Annotated in this window: 22 protein-coding genes and 2 pseudogenes; 7 read left to right on the forward strand and 17 right to left on the reverse strand. The window is 45.4% G+C overall.

Annotated elements, in window-relative coordinates:
• Positions 1-2 precede the first annotated feature (2 nt).
• Positions 3-269 carry a hypothetical protein gene (locus OI69_RS02320; RefSeq protein ID WP_039345604.1) on the reverse strand — a complete coding sequence of 89 codons (267 nt, stop codon included), beginning with the start codon at positions 267-269 and terminating at the stop codon, positions 3-5.
• A 272-nt stretch (positions 270-541) separates the two neighbouring features.
• On the opposite strand from OI69_RS02320, the gene OI69_RS02330 reads away from it, so the two are divergent.
• Complete coding sequence (locus OI69_RS02330; protein ID WP_039345609.1) at positions 542-862, forward strand: type II toxin-antitoxin system RelE/ParE family toxin; 321 nt, start codon at positions 542-544, stop codon at positions 860-862.
• Positions 852-1,136, forward strand: coding sequence for a helix-turn-helix domain-containing protein (locus tag OI69_RS02335; protein WP_039345612.1), 285 nt, complete (start codon positions 852-854; stop codon positions 1,134-1,136). Before OI69_RS02330 ends, OI69_RS02335 begins: the two co-directional genes overlap by 11 nt.
• Positions 1,137-1,387: 251 nt before the next feature.
• On the opposite strand, the gene OI69_RS02340 is transcribed toward OI69_RS02335, so the two are convergent.
• The 15 genes and pseudogenes from OI69_RS02340 to OI69_RS02415 all read right to left on the reverse strand — a co-directional run bounded on the left by OI69_RS02340 (position 1,388) and on the right by OI69_RS02415 (position 12,003).
• A complete protein-coding gene (locus tag OI69_RS02340) occupies positions 1,388-2,341 on the reverse strand; it encodes a hypothetical protein (RefSeq protein ID WP_039345615.1) in 954 nt (317 codons plus the stop codon).
• A 50-nt stretch (positions 2,342-2,391) separates the two neighbouring features.
• Positions 2,392-3,650 (reverse strand): annotated as a pseudogene (locus OI69_RS02345) (tyrosine-type recombinase/integrase).
• Between the two features lie 355 nt (positions 3,651-4,005).
• A complete protein-coding gene (locus OI69_RS02350) occupies positions 4,006-4,812 on the reverse strand; it encodes a helix-turn-helix transcriptional regulator (protein ID WP_039345617.1) in 807 nt (268 codons plus the stop codon).
• A 180-nt stretch (positions 4,813-4,992) separates the two neighbouring features.
• Positions 4,993-5,385: a DUF6088 family protein gene (locus OI69_RS02355; protein WP_039345620.1), complete on the reverse strand. Its 393-nt coding sequence runs from the start codon at positions 5,383-5,385 to the stop codon at positions 4,993-4,995.
• 24 nt (positions 5,386-5,409) lie between these two features.
• On the reverse strand, positions 5,410-5,685 hold the full coding sequence (locus OI69_RS02360; RefSeq protein WP_039345623.1) for a type II toxin-antitoxin system RelE/ParE family toxin: 276 nt from the start codon (positions 5,683-5,685) through the stop codon (positions 5,410-5,412).
• Between the two features lie 3 nt (positions 5,686-5,688).
• A complete protein-coding gene (locus OI69_RS02365) occupies positions 5,689-5,937 on the reverse strand; it encodes a CopG family ribbon-helix-helix protein (RefSeq protein WP_039345626.1) in 249 nt (82 codons plus the stop codon).
• A 109-nt stretch (positions 5,938-6,046) separates the two neighbouring features.
• Positions 6,047-6,880, reverse strand: a complete 834-nt coding sequence (locus OI69_RS02370) for a DUF4942 domain-containing protein (RefSeq protein WP_039345629.1) — start codon at positions 6,878-6,880, stop codon at positions 6,047-6,049.
• A 118-nt stretch (positions 6,881-6,998) separates the two neighbouring features.
• Entirely contained in the window at positions 6,999-7,319 is a 321-nt protein-coding gene (locus OI69_RS02375) for a TA system toxin CbtA family protein (RefSeq protein WP_039345632.1), read from the reverse strand.
• A 69-nt stretch (positions 7,320-7,388) separates the two neighbouring features.
• Positions 7,389-7,724: a type IV toxin-antitoxin system YeeU family antitoxin gene (locus OI69_RS02380; protein ID WP_039345635.1), complete on the reverse strand. Its 336-nt coding sequence runs from the start codon at positions 7,722-7,724 to the stop codon at positions 7,389-7,391.
• A gap of 39 nt (positions 7,725-7,763) precedes the next feature.
• Positions 7,764-8,237, reverse strand: a complete 474-nt coding sequence (radC, locus tag OI69_RS02385; RefSeq protein ID WP_039345638.1) for a RadC family protein — start codon at positions 8,235-8,237, stop codon at positions 7,764-7,766.
• Between the two features lie 127 nt (positions 8,238-8,364).
• Positions 8,365-8,715, reverse strand: coding sequence for a hypothetical protein (locus OI69_RS02390; RefSeq protein WP_039345641.1), 351 nt, complete (start codon positions 8,713-8,715; stop codon positions 8,365-8,367).
• A gap of 56 nt (positions 8,716-8,771) precedes the next feature.
• On the reverse strand, positions 8,772-9,605 hold the full coding sequence (locus tag OI69_RS02395) for a hypothetical protein (protein ID WP_039345644.1): 834 nt from the start codon (positions 9,603-9,605) through the stop codon (positions 8,772-8,774).
• A 146-nt stretch (positions 9,606-9,751) separates the two neighbouring features.
• Entirely contained in the window at positions 9,752-9,910 is a 159-nt protein-coding gene (locus OI69_RS19760) for a hypothetical protein (protein WP_154715508.1), read from the reverse strand.
• 183 nt (positions 9,911-10,093) lie between these two features.
• Positions 10,094-10,981 carry a GTPase family protein gene (locus OI69_RS02410; protein WP_039345674.1) on the reverse strand — a complete coding sequence of 296 codons (888 nt, stop codon included), beginning with the start codon at positions 10,979-10,981 and terminating at the stop codon, positions 10,094-10,096.
• 95 nt (positions 10,982-11,076) lie between these two features.
• Complete coding sequence (locus OI69_RS02415; RefSeq protein WP_039345649.1) at positions 11,077-12,003, reverse strand: hypothetical protein; 927 nt, start codon at positions 12,001-12,003, stop codon at positions 11,077-11,079.
• A gap of 645 nt (positions 12,004-12,648) precedes the next feature.
• On the opposite strand from OI69_RS02415, the gene OI69_RS02420 reads away from it, so the two are divergent.
• The 5 genes from OI69_RS02420 (at position 12,649) to OI69_RS02440 (ending at position 16,553) form a co-directional block, all read left to right on the forward strand.
• Positions 12,649-13,251, forward strand: coding sequence for a YagK/YfjJ domain-containing protein (locus OI69_RS02420; RefSeq protein ID WP_039345652.1), 603 nt, complete (start codon positions 12,649-12,651; stop codon positions 13,249-13,251).
• An 87-nt stretch (positions 13,252-13,338) separates the two neighbouring features.
• Entirely contained in the window at positions 13,339-13,551 is a 213-nt protein-coding gene (locus OI69_RS02425) for a helix-turn-helix transcriptional regulator (protein WP_039345655.1), read from the forward strand.
• Positions 13,552-13,657: 106 nt separating this feature from the next.
• Complete coding sequence (locus OI69_RS02430; RefSeq protein WP_039345658.1) at positions 13,658-14,239, forward strand: hypothetical protein; 582 nt, start codon at positions 13,658-13,660, stop codon at positions 14,237-14,239.
• Positions 14,240-14,501: 262 nt separating this feature from the next.
• On the forward strand, positions 14,502-15,956 hold the full coding sequence (locus tag OI69_RS02435) for a flagellin N-terminal helical domain-containing protein (RefSeq protein ID WP_039345660.1): 1,455 nt from the start codon (positions 14,502-14,504) through the stop codon (positions 15,954-15,956).
• 51 nt (positions 15,957-16,007) lie between these two features.
• On the forward strand, positions 16,008-16,553 hold the full coding sequence (locus tag OI69_RS02440; RefSeq protein ID WP_039345663.1) for a helix-turn-helix transcriptional regulator: 546 nt from the start codon (positions 16,008-16,010) through the stop codon (positions 16,551-16,553).
• A 316-nt stretch (positions 16,554-16,869) separates the two neighbouring features.
• Here the strand turns inward: OI69_RS02440 and rhuM are convergent.
• Positions 16,870-17,217 (reverse strand): annotated as a pseudogene (gene rhuM, locus OI69_RS02445) (RhuM family protein); the annotation flags it as partial.
• Positions 17,218-17,231 lie beyond the last annotated feature (14 nt).

A 17,231-nucleotide genomic window follows, 5' to 3' on the forward strand; every position in this document is an offset into this window, starting at 1 on the left:
CATTAAAGAGAACGACCACTTTTTGCTGAGTCCTGCGGGCCTGGATTACATTGTTCTTTCGTTCCCGGGAGATAAAAATTGCCATTCTGATCGGGATCCGTTCCGCCCGGACATCCTGCCCGCCCCGGCGAATGATCTGAACTGCCGCCATCCGAGCCATTCCCACCATCAGCACCGGATTTACCAGACTGGCCCATATATCCACCATTTCCGGCACTGGCAGAAAAAGCAAACAGTGCAAAAATACAGACAAGAAAGTGTTTACCCATGTGTGAATCACCCTTAATGGATCACCCCAGCCCTAGACCATGTCTACGTATAATAGCTCGGATACATTTCAACAAGAAGTTTACCCGCAGGCTGGACAAGCTGGAGAAGGATCGCCTGATCGCCTTTGAGGGGGAACGGATCACGCCGCTCTCGCAACGGAATCAGGTGGGGGATAGCTTGCTAATGTTTTACTCTGCCGATACACACTAAATATAACATTTGAGTTATTATAACTTATTAGTTATATCCCCCATTAATAATGGGGATTGACATGTATGAATTGATTTTTCACCCCGAAGCTGCAAGCGAAATTTATGATCTCGAACCGGTCATGCAAGCAAAAACGCTTAAAGGGCTTGAAAAGCTTGAAGCTAAAGAGCCAAAGCTAAGATATCCAGACACAGACATCATCGAAGGTGGGTTGTTTGAGCTACGGGTTGGTAGAAAAGACATCAGCAGAACGTTTTTTGCTTACGCAAAAGGACGTAAGATCTATATTTTAAGGACATTCGTAAAGAAAACCCCTAAGACCCCGAAAGCTGAAACAGCGCTGGCAAAGTCAAGATGGGAGGAATTGAAAGATGGCAGTTAAAGGTATCAACTTCTCTGAAATTAAAGCGAAAGCGCTTTCTAATCCTGAAGTTAAAAAAGCGTATGAGGACGAAACTCAAGAAGAAGCGCTTCGCGCTGTTCTGATCGAAATGAAGTCCAAGTCAGGTCTGACAAGTACAGAGATCGCCGCGCGCATGGGTGTAAGCCAACCTGCGGTGAGCCGCCTTGAGAGAAATGTTTCCAGTGCGAGTATCTCAACCTTACAACGGTATGCCGCTGCTTGCGGGATGCAGCTTAAGCTGTCACTGGGTTAAGATTAGCGCTGTATTTATAAGCCGGATTTTGCACTGGCTTGTCGGCTAGCGTCGGTGCTACACATCCCGGCTTGCTACTTCTATATGGTGGAAAACGATCTGGCAACATGATACTTGGATATGATGAGTAGCTGGAAAATCATCCACATAAGAAAGATGAGCGCCAGCCCCTCCCAAAAAAGGGGCTGGCGCGGTGGATAATGAGAATATTTTTCAAAAATAAATGCACAATCTAAATTATTGGTTAATCTTTATGATGAAACTATCAAGTATATGATTACCACAAGCATTAAAACAAATAAAAAAGAAATTATCGTTAAACCAAGAAATCCATAGGCCGTATACTTTGCAGTTCCAACCCCCTTCACAAAATCTATAGATAATATTTTAAATTTAATAAGAATTCTTGAAAGTAAATAAGAAAGAAATATCAAAAGTAAAGATATCTGAGAAATAAAAGAACTGTAAAACATGACTGCCTGAGGGACAAAGTAATTCGACAAGATTCCTTTTGATGTCACGACCATGAACGTACTACTCTCAATCAAATTTAAAGATTCATTTATTGACTCAAATGGTTCATAGTTCAACGTAGGCCTTAACTCAAGATATAAGCCAAATTTATTATATAAATCATCAGCTGCATCTAATTTAAGTTGGTAAATAATTGTTGTAAAAATAAAGTAAACAATAAAAATAGATAATAAAAAATAAAAAACAGACTTCATGAACGAAAAGTTAGATTTACCTTTTGATTTTATATACATTTTAGTCAATTGAATAGATATGAAATCCAGTAAAATAGAATACCATATGCCATATAAATAAAAATCATGAATAGCTAATTTAATTGGCATTGGAATTTGCTCTGGAATTATCTTGTTAGGATTAAGAAAAATTAGAAAATACATAAACCAAGCAAAAAACAATATAAATGAATATAATATAGTAAATAGTGGAATGGTTATTAGCTGTCTTTTTGAGAAAAATCCATCACCAAATAATTTAAAATAATAACCAGCCCAATAATCAGAAAATCCATTTATTGCTTCTGAGCCCAGATTAATATTACTTATTGATTTAGATATTTTTTTCTTCTTATCAGAATTAAATCCAGCATGTCCAATTATAATTGCTACAAACCCTAATGCCGCTGACAATGGTATTGCAAGCAATCCGACCGCTGTTGCTACCTCGACACTCATCTTATTATCTCTCCATGACGTTATTTTAATGCAAAGTAAATTTATATAATTTAGTAAGCTCTCTTAAACTCATACGCCACCACAAACGCTTCCCGATTGGCATCCAGATAATCCGCCCACCATTGCAGCATCAGCCTGCGCTCATCCAGATGTTCCGCTTTGTGGATATAGGCAGCACGAACGCCGTTGCATTCCTGATGACTCATCTGGCGCTCTACCGCATCCCGTGACCACTGGCCGGACTCCACCAGTGCGCTACAAGCCATGGTGCGAAAGCCGTGTCCACACACTTCGGTGGTGGTGTCATAGCCCATTGTTCGTAATGCGTTGTTGACAGTGTTTTCACTCATCGGTTTGGTTGGCCGACGATCGCCGGGGAAGATCAGTTCATGAGCGCCGCTGATGGCCTTAATCTCTTCCAGTAGTGCTAAAGCCTGTCGGGATAACGGCACCAGATGTTCAGAGCGCATCTTTGCGCCGCGCTGTGAGTGCTTCACACCAGGGATGGCTTCACGTTCAGCCGGTATCGTCCACATGGCGCGTTTAAAATCGATTTCCGGCCAGCGGGCAAAGCGTAGCTCACTGGAGCGGATAAAAACGCACAGCGTGAGTTTTAACGCCAGTCTGGTTAACGCCCGCCCTTTGTGGCGTTCTATCCTTGCCAGAAAATCAGGCAGTTTATTCAGCTTCAGAGCTGGCCGATGGGTGGCTTTTGGCGCGGCTATCGCGCCGGAGAGGTCTTGCGCGGGGTTGCGCTCTATCAGATCGTTTTGCACCGCGTAGCGCATAATATCGGTGACGCGTTGGCGCAACCGTGACGCCAAATCAAGATGACCGTTCTGTTCGACGACTTTCAGCGGTTCGAGCAGGTCTTTAGTTTTCAGGTCGGCAATATGGCGATGCCCGATAGCAGGCAGTAGATTTCGTTCCATATCGCGCCATACCCGTCCGGCGTGTGTTTCTGACCATCTGTTTTGGCTAATGTTTCGGTGCCAGTCCTGCGCGACCTTGGCAAAAGTATTCAACGCCTCTTGCGCCTGCTCTTTTTTTTCTTCACGCTTTTCCGTTGGGTGGATACCTCCCAACAGCAGCAATCTTACCTCATCACGCTTCTCTCTGGCTTTTGCCAGCGAGACTAGCGGATAGGCACCGAACGCAATCCGGCTTTCCTTACCTTCAAAGCGGTACTTGAGATACCAGCGCTTAGAGCCGTTAGGACTTACCAAAAGATACTGGCCGTGCGCGTCCGCGAGCTTATAGGCTTTTCACGGGGCTTGGCGGTACGGGCAACAACGTCGGTCAGTGCCATAATTTGGGGGTCAACTCATAATCGAAGTGAATTGACCCTTATCTTGACCCCCAAATCATCTGGGTGTCAATGGACGAAAAAAGACCACTGTGGATAAAAAAGACAAAAACGCAGAGATGAGAATTAAATTAAAATCGTTATTTTACAGATATATATTGACGTCACTGGACGATTACGGACATAAAAAAAAGCCACCCTGAGGTGACTTAATTTTCATACAATGGTGCGAAGGCCGGACCGAATTTTACAACGTAACCAACTGATAAATATAATTTTAAAAACCAGTGATATTATATTGTATACTCACATATATACTCAGCCTCATTTATTTTAAAAAACTATATAAATCAATTAATTAAATTTCATCGTCACCATCTTCAACAGGCTCTAGCGCATCAAGCGAAACCTTCACCATAGCGATTGAGCCAATACGGATAAAAGCATCTTCTCCGTCAACATCGGCTATCACATAACGTGCTGTTTTTTCAGGGCCAGACTCAAGCATATCAAAGAGTCCGTCTAACTGTCCTAAGGCTCCTGTCTCTTCGTTTTCAGGCTCATCCGATTCGACGCTCAGTCCGATAATTGGGCCGCCGTTTTCCAGCGCAATGTGGACATTATAATAGATATCTTCAGTCCCATGCTCATCACCATCGCCGTAAATAGGAGTAAATGGTTCAAACAGAAACTGGTGAAATGCCACTTCGCGGGTATTTAACGCATAGCGATGCTGCTCTGAATCGAATATAAAAAATCGCTCAATCTCTGGATCTGTTTTCTCTTGAAAATAGGCAAAGAATCGACGCTTATCAGCCGCAGATATTGGCAGCCAGAGTGGATCTTGATGTCCTTTCAGGTAGATCTTCACGGACCAAATACCGTTATCCATTTCAATACCATTGGCAGCACAGCTATCCAGCTCTTCATCAGTCTGAGTACGATAAGTGCGGAACTCCTTTAACACTTCATCACCATCAGGAAACACTGCGCTTAACGGCTTATTCAAAACAGCGCATATCGTCTGTGCCAAACCTAGCTTTGCGGCAACTTTCCCTGTCTCTATGCGCTGAATCTGTTGCTGACTGGTTCCCACTCTTTCTGCCAGCTCACGTTGAGTGATAGATAGCTGGGTACGAAACTGTTTGATCTTGTTTTGCAACATGGAACATACCCTACTGAAATCGGTAAACAGCATTAAAACACGTAATAGCGTTATAAACACCAATCAGGGTTAATTGGCAATCTCTTTGCCGTTTCAGCAATATCAGCAAGCTGTAAGATAGAACTACACTATATCGATAGCAGCAAATACGATTAAGGAAAGAGCTAATGCTTCAAGTCATCAATTGAGCTTACTGTTCCCTACGCTAAGCACTCTCTTAAAACTCGGTGGGGTTTCTATTTCCAGAGAGGCTGGGATTTGCGTAGATTTTCCACTGTTATACGCTGCCGTTGCGCCAACAAAACGATAAGGGATATTTAAACGCTCCAGCGTTTCAATAATTACGGCTGAAGATCCCCCTGGTGCAGCAGGCATAATGTTGCCGGTAATGCTATTTTGACGAGCTTTGGTGTATACCCCATAACCCACTTTCAACAATAGGCCTTCACTGACCAGACTACATAATACTTTTCCAACTTGGGCATAGCTGCCAATATCGTTGAAGTCATCACGAGTGAAGACATAATGCGTGGAACGTCTCAGTCTGGACTGAATACGATCTCTCATCGTCATGTTTTACTCCAAAGACAACGAAATTCAGCGATCTTCTCGTGTATGCCAAAGATCGACGATATAAATAGTATCGTGCTGAATTTCATAGTGAACTTCATAATCATCAAACAAGATTTTTCTCACTTCGCGTGGTTCATATCTTGTCTGAGATACGCCGATTCTTGGATGGTCAGCAAGCCCCGTAGTGCCGATGATCAAGCGATCTAACACCTCGTCAGCATGTTGCCGACTGTACTGACTGGCAAACCCATAAATACGTTCCAAGTCATCCTGTGCCTTTTGCGTCCAACGTATTTCCATTGATTATGACTTTTTCAGTTTGTTGGCGAAATCGATCACATCTGCATGGCTTACTACTCTTCCCGCATCAACATCAGCAAGGCCTTTCAAAATCCGCTGATGCCGCCGTTCTCTCTCTTCAATCATTGCGGTCAACGCTTCTTTAATCACCCAACTTTTGGATCTATCCAGTTCAATAGCCAGGCTTTCAACCGCAGCAGCAAGTTCGGCGGGTATCTGAGCACTGATCGTCTGTTTTGCTGGTTGTCCCATGAATGCCACCTTTTAATAAAAGTTAATAATACTTATTAAAATAGCATGATTCTGTTAGCGTCACTACCTGTGGCAAACACAACATCAGCATCCCTGCTACGTCATGTGATCACCTCGCCGCCAACATCCTTGGATAATGTTTAGCAATAATGTCGTTCATCTTCTCGATCAAGTCGGGACGTTTAAAGGTTAGATGCCCGGTGCCTTTCTGAAAGTAACGGACGCTAAAAAACTCATCCTCGTATTCCTGCTTGTGCGGGTTATAACGGATATGGTCCATTAGCCGGATGGTGACATCGCCCCGGCTATCAGGAATCGGTTTTCCATCCAACAGATAAAGCATACGTTCCAGATCAGCCAGCTGATCGCGTCGCCAGCCCCAGTTCAGGCCAAAGCCCCACCGGTTGTATGTCACCAGGTTACTGATGATGACTTTCTTGCCGAAGTAACAAGGATGGTTGGTTTTGTAATCCCAAGACAAGCCTTTAAACACATTGATCACCCCACGCTCGAATACCTCCCGCTTGCTCTGGTGAAGCTGCTCAAATGTGCTGAGAATATTGGTTTCGCTGATGGCCGGTAGGTCACCCTCTTCCAGATTCTTGTGCCACTGGCTGCGCGCTTCGGCGTCCATTAGCGACAGCATGCCGGATTTCAGCATCAGGTCACGCCAGATATTACGATCCAACGTGCGAGTGATGGCGGGCATCGCTTTAGCTGGCGTTTCTGTCAGCCAGCAATCGTAGCGATGCCCCTGCTTTAATGCCCAGTCTTCGGCGGTGCCGCCACCGATAGTCGCCGTTAGCATTGAGATCGACTGTAGCTGATTAAGGAGTTGTTCTATCTGTTGTAGCGCAGCATCACGTCCGGTGATGATACGCTCAATGTTGGTCGAGCAAATCAGCTCGGTGTGTTCGGTTAACACCTCAGGTTCAGTTTGCATAGTTTGTGTTCCATACATAAAAAGCAAATGCGCCAGCCGGTCAGGGCTGGCGCATTATGCATTGAGGAGAGGAATAAATAGATTTGGTGCGGTATTACTGGAAAGCGGCTCGCAGTCTTTATACTTTGAGCAAGCCAGTAGCGCGTCTGGCACGGAGAACATCAACAGTGGTAAGAAACGGCGATTGCTCCTGCCAGTTAAAGCCGTTGCGATCGATACGCACCAGTTCGTATTTTTCCACCAGAAAATTGACGGCATTGACTAACGTGACGCCAGCATCGATATGCGCCTGAATCACGTTTTCCTCACAGAATGGTGTATCGTTCAGCGTCAGGCCGTAGTGCTTTTCCAGCAGGTAGGTCAGTAGTTGTTGCCAGACGGTTATAGGTGACGGACAGGGGTTATCCTCCCGTGGCGGGATTGCAGGTGTTGTTTGCATGAGAATACTCTCTTCAGGTTAGGTCGATAGAATCAGGAAAATGCACAGAATGAGTAGAAAAACAGCGAGTTAGCGTGTTGCAGCCGAAGTTGGATAAATAACAATATATACGTAGCCAACACTGCCTAGCGTATCAGCTTCACAAGTCCATTCGTTGCGATGCAACGTGACACAACCCTGCTGGCGGGGATTCAGTTCTCCTGTTCGCATTTTCTGTTCCAACTGCTTAATCAGCTCAGGGAAGACGTGTTCCAGATTACGGGCTTCTGCCTTGCTGAACGTACCGATAAAGCTGGCCCGGTCTGCCAGATAATGCAGACGGTTACCTTCCTGCACCAGTCTGGCTCCGAGTCGCGGAGTGATGGCACATTTTAGTCCCCATTCCGGGGTATCCGATGATGGCATGATTGTTTCCTTATAAAAGCGCGGTAGTAAATACAGTCATTAAAGCCAGCCGCGTTCAGCGAACGACACCACTTCAGCGCCGCCGACAACCAGATGATCGAGGACTCTGACGTCGAGTTGTGACAGTGATTCCTTCAGCTTGTCGGTGATATGACGGTCAGCCTGGCTGGGCTCGGCACAGCCGGAAGGATGATTGTGTGCCAATATCACGGCAGCGGCGTTATGACGCAGTGAGGCTTTGAGGATTTCACGCAGATGCACTTCGGTACTGCTGATACCGCCCAGCGCGATAACTTCCTTTTCTATCAGACGATGCTGGTTATTCAGATACAGCACCATAAAGACTTCACGCTCCAGGCCGCTAAGCTCCAGCAGTAACCAACTTTTGGTGTCCTCCGAGGTTTTGAACTGCCGCACATTTTTACGCACCCGTTTTTCCAGCAGGCACAGCGCCATTTTGATGATGCGCTGCTCTCTGGACGCAACGCTGCCTGCCAATGAATTACATGACATAGTGATTCCTTATCTAAACGGTGGATGATGAAAAAGCAGGGTGAAATGGATGATAAGAGCACATAAATCCAATGCCTCGCGCAGACGCACGAGGTATTGGTTATGGAATAGCGAATAAGGTCAGCGATTACTCCATCCTGAATTCCCATCTGCCCTGATCGGTATCAACAATGATTTCAAGGACATTACATTCGGCTCCCCAGTTTTTTGACTTGAATGTCGTTTCAAAAGTGCTGCCGAAACGGAGTCGAACGGGCTTCCAGGACGCTTCGGAAAGATGCTTACAATTTCCCCGATTAACCGTAATGTCTTTGACGACGACAGCATCTGTTAACGCCGTCACGGATATCCTTGGATAATAGGGACCGGCGTACCAGTTTCCTGATGCAATATAGCTTTTCACTCTGACTGGCGCGTTTTCTGCAAAAACGCTGAACGAGCACAATCCCAGACACAGCGCGATGAGTGCTTTTTTCATGATATTTTCCTTTATTCGACAGGCCGATGCCGGTCAATGACCAGAGGGGATAACACTCAACGATGGCTGAATGTCAGCGAGTCCTTTTTTCCGTTGTAGTGGGTAAGGTTAAGCGTGGTTTTGTCGGCATCATGGGTGCTGTCAATCTTCACGATTTCACTGCAATCCTTGATGCTAATCGTCTTGATTTCAGGAGCGGGGTTGGTTTTATTGACGGCATACCAACTTCCTGCCGGGCAGGCCATCCCGGCACGTTGTTCCAGAAAGGCGTAATACGGCGTGTCGGTCAAACGGGTATAAAGGCTGGCGGTATCCGCGCCCTGAACCAGCACATCCTTACCACTGTCTCCGCAATTCCGGCAAAAAAGCTGGTCCTGCGTGTTTCTCAGAATTTGTGCCTGATACGCCAGAGCCTGGTTATTCATCTGGAAACGGTTTTTCTCTCCATTCTTCCAGGTGACAGTGAGTAGCGTGTTATTTTTATTTTCCGTAACCGACACGGTGGCTACAGCCGATAAATCAGAGCGGTCATCGTCAAACTCAATAAAGTGAACGGTGGGAGAGGCTGCATATTTATCGATGTAATAAAAATCGGGTGTCCGGTTAGCCGTATAAGCAGGAATGGCATCATTCAGCAGAATGGTATAGCGCGTCATGTCCCATAACTTGCTGTACTGATCCGTTTTATTTTTATAACCCTGTGGATAGTCAGAAATAAAGAAACTGTCTTTTCTGTCGGGTCCACAGAGATGGCAAACCATATGCCCTCCGCTGTCGGTGATAATTCGCGGTTCATTGTCAGCAGGCTTTGCCTGTACAGACAAAATGGGAAGAACAATCAGGGAGGCCAGCAGCATCCCGCTGCATGGCAGTGCAGGTTGTGTTTTCATTGTGATTTTCCTTCGGAAGGGCTTTCGGTTAAAAACCGGCCCATCCGCCAACGGTATTGATGATGAAAAGCAGGCAGGCCATAAAAATCACCAGCGTGATATACCAGCGCATAAAGCGGCCAAACAGCTTCAACAGCGTTCGCATATTATTTTTCTCTGCAAATCAGGTAATACAGCAATCCGGCCAATAACGGGTCGATGACCATACCCAAAATAAACCAGCCCCAGAATGAGCGACCGTTACTGGATGCCACGCATCCCAGTACGATTGCCAGTCCAACCCAAAGCAGTAACAACGGCATCATTGCCCTCCAGACGCATACGCGTTACATGAACATGTTATTGATTCGTAAAAGTAAAAAATTCTCAGAGTGGAATGTCGATTTTATAGCGGGGAGAAATGGCGGTATAACAAATCAATTCGATCGGTTCGATCGACAAAATCGATCGGTGACGATAAAGAAACCTGATGGGAAGCAGCAAAAACATTAGTCGAAGAAGAAAGACCACACAGCATTCGCCGCTCTGGCAACAGAATGGGTGACACCATGCAGCACCTGCTTTGCCACCTGAGGCAACGGAGAGTGATCAATGACCCAATCCACCGCACTGACCACCGTGTCGGAAAATCCTGCCCTAGCCTGCTGTACCGCGCTGTCGGTTTGGTGTTCGGCACGCAAATGCGGAATGACCGGACTGCGGGCCTGCTTTGGGAGAAGGGTTATCATCGCCTCCACCATCTTTCCCAGTTGATAACGGCCTTTAACGGAAAGCGGCAAAATGTTCTCTGCCACGATACCGAGTTGTTGCCCGATAACCGCCTGCTTTTGCGCCATATGTTCCCGCTGCCTGAATGACGGTTGTGCAGAGGCCCAGTGCCATTCCTCGCTCGGTTCAATCTTGTCGACCTGATTGAGTAGCCAGAGTATCGGCGGATGCTCACCGTTCACGAAGCCGAACACATCACGATAAAACTGCTCCTCGGCAGAATAGGCGCGATCATCTGCCTTCAAGACCCACAGCACCATATCCAGCTCCGGCAACAGGGATTGATACAGTGCGCGATATTCCTCATCCCGTTGCTGGCTTTCACCGACACCGGGTAAATCAACCAGCGTGAGATAATGACGACCAAAACGCAGACGTATTCGCTGTGGTTCACGGGTACAGGCTGCGACAGCATTCACCGCGCAGACCTCGCTGCGAAACAGCGCATTGCATAGGCTGGATTTTCCTACGCCGGTTTTGCCCATAATGCCAATCACCGGTTCATAGGTGACCAACCGGGTCAATTCCTGCATAAGTGCATGACGTAACGAACGGGGATAACGCCGCAGATGACGGCGTATCAGGGCATAGCCTGATGATTTTTTCATATCAACCTCAGAATGAAAAAGGCCATCCGGGATGGATGGCCTGATGAATTGAAATGGGTGGTAATCCAATGAGGTGATATATAACTGAGATTTTTTTAGTTTTTCTGATTCAGTTCTGCCCATGCTTTTTCTATCAGAAATTCGATCACATCAGCCCTGTTACGGTTAAAACGTTTCTCAAGTTTTACCAGCGTTTTTTTAGAGTTTTCAGAAATACGAATATTTATTGGTGCTTTGGTGGCAACTTTCTTACGATGCTTCATATTTGCATAGCGTTTTCGCAACGTATTTAGAAAAAGTTGTTTTTCTGCCGATTCTTCATTCCAGAGATAATATATTGCAGGAATGGCAAAAACCTGCATCTCAGGAATGATGTTGACATCTCTGAAATTCCTAAATATGCGACGTTCCGAACAAAACTGCTCCATTATCCATTCAATATTTTCTTTTCCTGCATCGACCATCCATGAGAAATCCTTTCTGAACATTTTTTTGTTATTTAAGTAATCATTTTTTATTTCAGACGTAATTGAGTCATGTTTATTTGTCTGGGTCAGTAATATATCGAGAATAGACAATGTAGCCAGATAACATTGCTCAGGTGTATCAGGTATCGCCGAAGGTAAATGTTCACCAATAAGCCAGAGATGTCTTTTTCGACGAAAATAGTATTGAGGATATACATCATCCGCATCTTCAGAGTAGAAAGTCACATATTCTTTTATTAACCGTAGCCAAAAATACATACAACCATACTGATCTTGTTTAATCCATACCAGTTGTGATTCATCGACGCTATGCTCACGGTAAATTGCGCTATACCGGAGCACATGTTTTGTAATGCGCGTGACTCCGTCACCCTCATGCACATCAGCATTAATAATACTGTTTATCTTATCATTAATCAGTTGCAAATTTTTCTGTGTGCCGAATGAAAATCGTCTTGCCTCTTCAGAATGTCCCATCCGCCAGAGAAGATAAACCCCCTCCCTAATGGACTTAACTTCAATATACCTAACCATCTCCTACCCTCCATTGCTGGTATCTTCATTTTTTAATTAAACTACTACAAACATCATCAAAAAACCATGATTCATGAAGCTAAAATCAGGCTATCTAAAAGCATGAAAAAGGCATCTTTTCTTACGAATTACTGATGCGTATAGTCGTGTTTTTCAGGTTATTCATGTGTGATTCATAACAGATATCATACAATTTTATTTGTAGTAAAAAACATAAAATCAAATAGTTATATACCAGTAACACTTCAAGTGGCAGGTGCGTTGGCTACGTTCACTCACCCGAATCACTTACTCAAGTAAGCTCATCGGGATGCCCTCGCTCGCCGCCTTCCTGCAACTCGAATTATTTGGGGTATAGATTTACAATAAACTTATGGAATGTGATAATTTATATGAACCGACCTCATGACATGAGGGTGATTCGTCGCTGATGTGGTTGATTAAGGAATAAAGTATTATTTAATAAATACAGCCATCACTGTTAGATAAATAGTAACACCTTTCACTTAGTTACTAGTCGAATTATTAAAAACACTCGAACTCGGATATGTTAATATAAAAAAACCCATCAGTCATACTCCGTTTATCGTTAAAAATTAACGCACTGAATAATTATCATGAGATAAACCTACCGGAATAGACATCATGAAAAAACGTCAGTGTAAAAGCATCAATCCAAACTATCAGCATGACATGCATCTGAACCAAAAACTTAGAGCACATCAGGAGATGTTGTTCCTGCGTTACTCAAAGTTACTGATGTTGCGCGTAGACTTCGCGTACATTAAAACGAGTTACGAATTTAAGCACTCAGATAAAAATACCATTGTAGGGGACATGGTTAAGTTACTCCAACAAAGCTTGAGTATAAAAGGACTTGTAGGGTACGTGTGGGTACTGGAATATACCGAAGTTCATGGCTTTCATATCCATGCAGCATTTTACCTTAACGGTCAGAAACACCGTAAGACATGGAATACGTTTCTTTCTGTAGCTGAACTCTGGGATGATATTACCGATGATGCGGGTTATACACATTGGTGTAGCCCCCAGGAATACTATAACGTACAGGGTGAGCGCGTTACCTCTTGGGACAACAATACTGGTCGAGACGACATGCTATATATCTTGAGTTACCTGAGTAAACAGGATCAGAAAACGGAGAGGATTATTTATCAGTGCAGCGATATTCCTTCCCAATGTAAAAATGGAGGACGCAACAGAAACAAACGCCGCTCTCATTTGTAAAAAATTACTCCGCTGGTGAATCATTTGAAGGAGTTCGCCAATTTTATTTTTCCGGCTCCTTCTCCATTCACCAGAGGAGAAAAAACGATGAGCACCACTACTGATTATCGCCTTCTTGACGACCAGTTCGTCGATATGGCATTTATCACCCAGTTGACCGGATTAACCGACAAATGGTTTTACAAGCTTATTCAACTGGGTGAATTTCCGAGGCCGATTAAGCTGGGCCGCAGTTCCCGCTGGCTGCAAAGTGAAGTCGAAATCTGGTTACAGCAACGTATCGATCAATCTCGCCAGTAGTCACATCTTTCCCCCTTTTTTATCAAAATGCGAATAACAGACCACTATCCGATTCCACGGAGGACACGGGCTGTCTGTTATTCCGCATATTGGAGACATTTTCCAAATGACACGTAACACGACGCTATCTACATTGCTGGATAAGTACCAGAGTCATCTTGATGACAGTACAACGCACGCCATCCGTCAGGGTATCAGTACGAGAAAAATTAATACCTTCCACCAGTTGCGTCTGACTACAGTGTCTCTGCCTGGCCAGTGTAAAGCGCATCTGATTATTCCCACCAAGCTAATGCAGCAATCAGGGATATCACGCATTGAAGCTGGTAGCAGAGCTATTCTGCCAGTGAAGGCTGCTCGCTATCTCCGCCGATACCCTATGCTGAGTGGTATTCTAATCAGCGAATGTGAGCGACTGCATCTGGAGGTATTGAGTGACAGTCTTCAGCAATTATTTGATCGGGAAAACGACCCCGGCATTCGGGAAATACTGACGCTACTGTGCTGGTCTGAGCTACTTGACGGCGTGTCTTATCGTGAATGGGCATCATTGGCAGATAAAACCGATAGACAGGTTCAGGTATGGATTAACACCCGCCTGCGCATTCAGCCAACACTACGGGCGGTGATTGAAGAATATGTCTTCTTCGCCTGCTTTGGTTACTGGGCAGACTACCGACCTGCTTAATTTTCATGCCGTTACGTGAACACTGATTCAGAGCGCTTTTGATCGGTAACGCCGATCGATACGATCGCATCGATCTATCAAAACGATTATCTTTTGATCGCCACCGTCGATAAGCTATTGCCGAAAATAACCATAACGTAATGTTTTATCTGTTTTTATTTCCATTATCGGGAAGGGCTAACTATTGCTTGTTATCCGGTAAATCAATAATCAGCAGATAAAAATCATCCCGTTGTTTTTGCCAAATCAGGACTGGTGCGCAATGACGCCGATTACCTCTCTTCATTTAACGATACGGAATCAACAGGATAAATCGGCCACCCGATTGAGCCAGGCGATTGAACGACTTTCATCGGGTCTGCGCATCAACGGCGCGAAGGATGATGCCGCTGGTCAGGCTATTGCCAACCGGATGACTGCCAATCTGAATGCCAACAGCGTCATCACCAACGGAATGAAAGATGGTCTCAGCCTGATGCAAACTGCCGAGAGTGGGTTAAGTACCATCAATAACCTGATACAGCGCGGCAGGCAACTCGCGGTGCAGGCGGCAAACGGTACGCTGTCCGATACCGATCAGGCCAGCCTGAACAGTGAATATCAGCAGATTAGGGAAGAGATTGACCGCCTTGCCTCATCGACACAGATCTTTGGTCGTTATCCACTGGCACCTGCTGAACCGGGCCCTCAGCCTGTCAAACTGGGCAACACGTTGCCACTGGCAGAGAAATTTACGGATGCGAATACGCAGTATCAATTTCCTTCCGGGGTGGTCTCACTAGCTTACATTCCTGCTGGCGCAAAAAATATCACCATCACCATCGACTCATTAAGCGCCGATGACGATATCCAGCTCTTTGCGCGAGACGGCAGACATCTGGCCGGTACGCCCGCAGAAGGCACAGACGCCGATATCGTCTGGTCAGCAAACGGTGTGACAGATGAAAGTACCATGAATACCGCCGTGATTACGCAAGATAACGGCTTTTTACCTGGAGCCACCTACTCGGCAGATTCGCTGCTGCAAGCCGGGGAATACAATATCAATACTGGGGCACAGACAACTGACCAAGGTATGACCATCACCTACAGCGGTGATGGCGACCGTTTTGAAGATGCCAACACCGGGGGATTTAACGATGGGAATGTGGGGGCTGCAAACCGACTGGAAAAAATTCATATTGATGAGGTGACAGAAGATCTGATTGTCATTGTGGTTGGCAGCGGCATGTTTTACAGCAACGCAAGCTGGGATGAACTGCCCACACCCACGGAGCCGGCCCCACCTTTACCGCCTTCCGTACCAATCAGCAAGGAAACGACATTTGTTGTCGGGGCGAATTTCGGTGATGAATTGCAAACGGTCACCCTCAACCCAACGCCAGCAGACAGCCAGTCACTGGGGCTTTCCTCTGTGACGCTAAGTAAACCAGAACAGGCCAGTGCGGCATTAGCAACGTTCGATAACGCACTGAAAACGCTGGACGGTTACCGCAGTGAATACGGTAGCAAGATGAACCGCTTTGAATCCGTCACTACCGTGTTGTCACAGGAGAAGGTTGCCACCACTGCCGCCCGCTCACGCATAATGGATGCGGATTACGCCATTGAGGTTTCCGCGATGACAAAATCCCAGATCCTGCAACAAGCTTCTTTGTCCGTCTTGTCGCAAGCCAATCAGCAGTCAGGAAACGTATTAAAGCTGTTACAGGGATGATGCGCCGTCAGAGACATCACGTTGCTATTTTTCTACTGAATCACTGTCGCCATGAGCATTGAGATATTCAGCCGCTGCCCTTTCACTACGGCAGCGTTTGCCTGTCTGGGAAGTATGGATGGTGGCAGTGTACCCATCACTGTTGTTGATATTGAACACGGTATCGACATGACGCTATTGACTCACATCATTACCGATCATCAACGGACATTCATCATTATTCTGAACAACCGCAAACATACACCAGTAATGGTGGCTAAAAAGGTATTGCTGTTATCAAAACATGCATCGATGAGTACGATTAAAAAAGTGATCTCTGCCCTGTCATCGTTCAGAGAAATAAAAGGCAAAACGATATCGTTATCACCGAATGAGAAAGTATTTTTCGGCTATTGGTTGGACGGAGTAGCAATAAAAACCATCGCAAGGAAAATGGTGATAACCCATAAAACTGCCAACAACATGAAAAATAATATCTACAGAAAATATGGCATAAAGGACCTGCTCACCTTTTTACTCATCGCCAGAATCTCACATATGCAAAGTATCACTGACGCCGAACATCACAGGGTTATCTACGTTGATAAGGTGGCGTGAGGTAACATTCTGAGAGCAACAGGAGACTTGAATCCCACTGATTTTGCGAGCATTATCGCAATATATCCCTTTTCTGCTCGTGTTGCGTATGCCATCTGCTCAGGAACTTCAAACGGCTATCACCGCCCCATTAACCGATAAAAACGTTTGCTGTAGCTACGTTCAGCGATATGATACAGTTTATTTAAAATCACAGCCCCCGGCAATCTGGATGTACTTTAATCAGCCTACGTCACACGACCTGAAGTCACTGGACGCTGTTAAATCTAGGTTAGTAAGTAATGTCAGTGCAGGAATTTTAGAACATATTGCATACTCATGGCACATCCTTAGCTTTCGGGCTGGCTTGCCACTGTAATAGTTCAGTGATATCCCGTTCGCCCTCTGCTTCTTTTATACGGCGCTGTTGCTCGGCAAAGTGTTCATATTCAGCCTGAGCCTTGTCATCTGCTATTTTCTTGCTGATCGTACCTGCACCTTTTAATACATCACGATCATTGAATTGCAGGAATTGATCTAATTTTTCCTGCCAGTCACGTAGAAATATCTGCTGCCGACGTCTGGCCTGATCTTCAGCAAAATCCAGCCACATATTGACCACGCGGTTCAGTTCATCAACTTCGCTTTGATTGAGATAATTTTTAGCGACGATGACATCTGATCTGTCCTTGATTTAGC

This window comes from Pectobacterium fontis, assembly GCF_000803215.1.
In the GTDB taxonomy this organism is placed as follows: Bacteria; Pseudomonadota; Gammaproteobacteria; order Enterobacterales; family Enterobacteriaceae; genus Pectobacterium; species Pectobacterium fontis.

Coding starts and splice junctions, on each gene's coding strand:
- OI69_RS02320 (WP_039345604.1), bottom strand. CDS start 269: ATGGGTAAACACTTTCTTGTCTGTATTTTTGCACTGTTTGCTTTTTCT.
- OI69_RS02330 (WP_039345609.1), top strand. CDS start 542: ATGTATGAATTGATTTTTCACCCCGAAGCTGCAAGCGAAATTTATGAT.
- OI69_RS02335 (WP_039345612.1), top strand. CDS start 852: ATGGCAGTTAAAGGTATCAACTTCTCTGAAATTAAAGCGAAAGCGCTT.
- OI69_RS02340 (WP_039345615.1), bottom strand. CDS start 2,341: ATGAGTGTCGAGGTAGCAACAGCGGTCGGATTGCTTGCAATACCATTG.
- OI69_RS02350 (WP_039345617.1), bottom strand. CDS start 4,812: ATGTTGCAAAACAAGATCAAACAGTTTCGTACCCAGCTATCTATCACT.
- OI69_RS02355 (WP_039345620.1), bottom strand. CDS start 5,385: ATGACGATGAGAGATCGTATTCAGTCCAGACTGAGACGTTCCACGCAT.
- OI69_RS02360 (WP_039345623.1), bottom strand. CDS start 5,685: ATGGAAATACGTTGGACGCAAAAGGCACAGGATGACTTGGAACGTATT.
- OI69_RS02365 (WP_039345626.1), bottom strand. CDS start 5,937: ATGGGACAACCAGCAAAACAGACGATCAGTGCTCAGATACCCGCCGAA.
- OI69_RS02370 (WP_039345629.1), bottom strand. CDS start 6,880: ATGCAAACTGAACCTGAGGTGTTAACCGAACACACCGAGCTGATTTGC.
- OI69_RS02375 (WP_039345632.1), bottom strand. CDS start 7,319: ATGCAAACAACACCTGCAATCCCGCCACGGGAGGATAACCCCTGTCCG.
- OI69_RS02380 (WP_039345635.1), bottom strand. CDS start 7,724: ATGCCATCATCGGATACCCCGGAATGGGGACTAAAATGTGCCATCACT.
- radC (WP_039345638.1), bottom strand. CDS start 8,237: ATGTCATGTAATTCATTGGCAGGCAGCGTTGCGTCCAGAGAGCAGCGC.
- OI69_RS02390 (WP_039345641.1), bottom strand. CDS start 8,715: ATGAAAAAAGCACTCATCGCGCTGTGTCTGGGATTGTGCTCGTTCAGC.
- OI69_RS02395 (WP_039345644.1), bottom strand. CDS start 9,605: ATGAAAACACAACCTGCACTGCCATGCAGCGGGATGCTGCTGGCCTCC.
- OI69_RS19760 (WP_154715508.1), bottom strand. CDS start 9,910: ATGATGCCGTTGTTACTGCTTTGGGTTGGACTGGCAATCGTACTGGGA.
- OI69_RS02410 (WP_039345674.1), bottom strand. CDS start 10,981: ATGAAAAAATCATCAGGCTATGCCCTGATACGCCGTCATCTGCGGCGT.
- OI69_RS02415 (WP_039345649.1), bottom strand. CDS start 12,003: ATGGTTAGGTATATTGAAGTTAAGTCCATTAGGGAGGGGGTTTATCTT.
- OI69_RS02420 (WP_039345652.1), top strand. CDS start 12,649: ATGAAAAAACGTCAGTGTAAAAGCATCAATCCAAACTATCAGCATGAC.
- OI69_RS02425 (WP_039345655.1), top strand. CDS start 13,339: ATGAGCACCACTACTGATTATCGCCTTCTTGACGACCAGTTCGTCGAT.
- OI69_RS02430 (WP_039345658.1), top strand. CDS start 13,658: ATGACACGTAACACGACGCTATCTACATTGCTGGATAAGTACCAGAGT.
- OI69_RS02435 (WP_039345660.1), top strand. CDS start 14,502: ATGACGCCGATTACCTCTCTTCATTTAACGATACGGAATCAACAGGAT.
- OI69_RS02440 (WP_039345663.1), top strand. CDS start 16,008: ATGAGCATTGAGATATTCAGCCGCTGCCCTTTCACTACGGCAGCGTTT.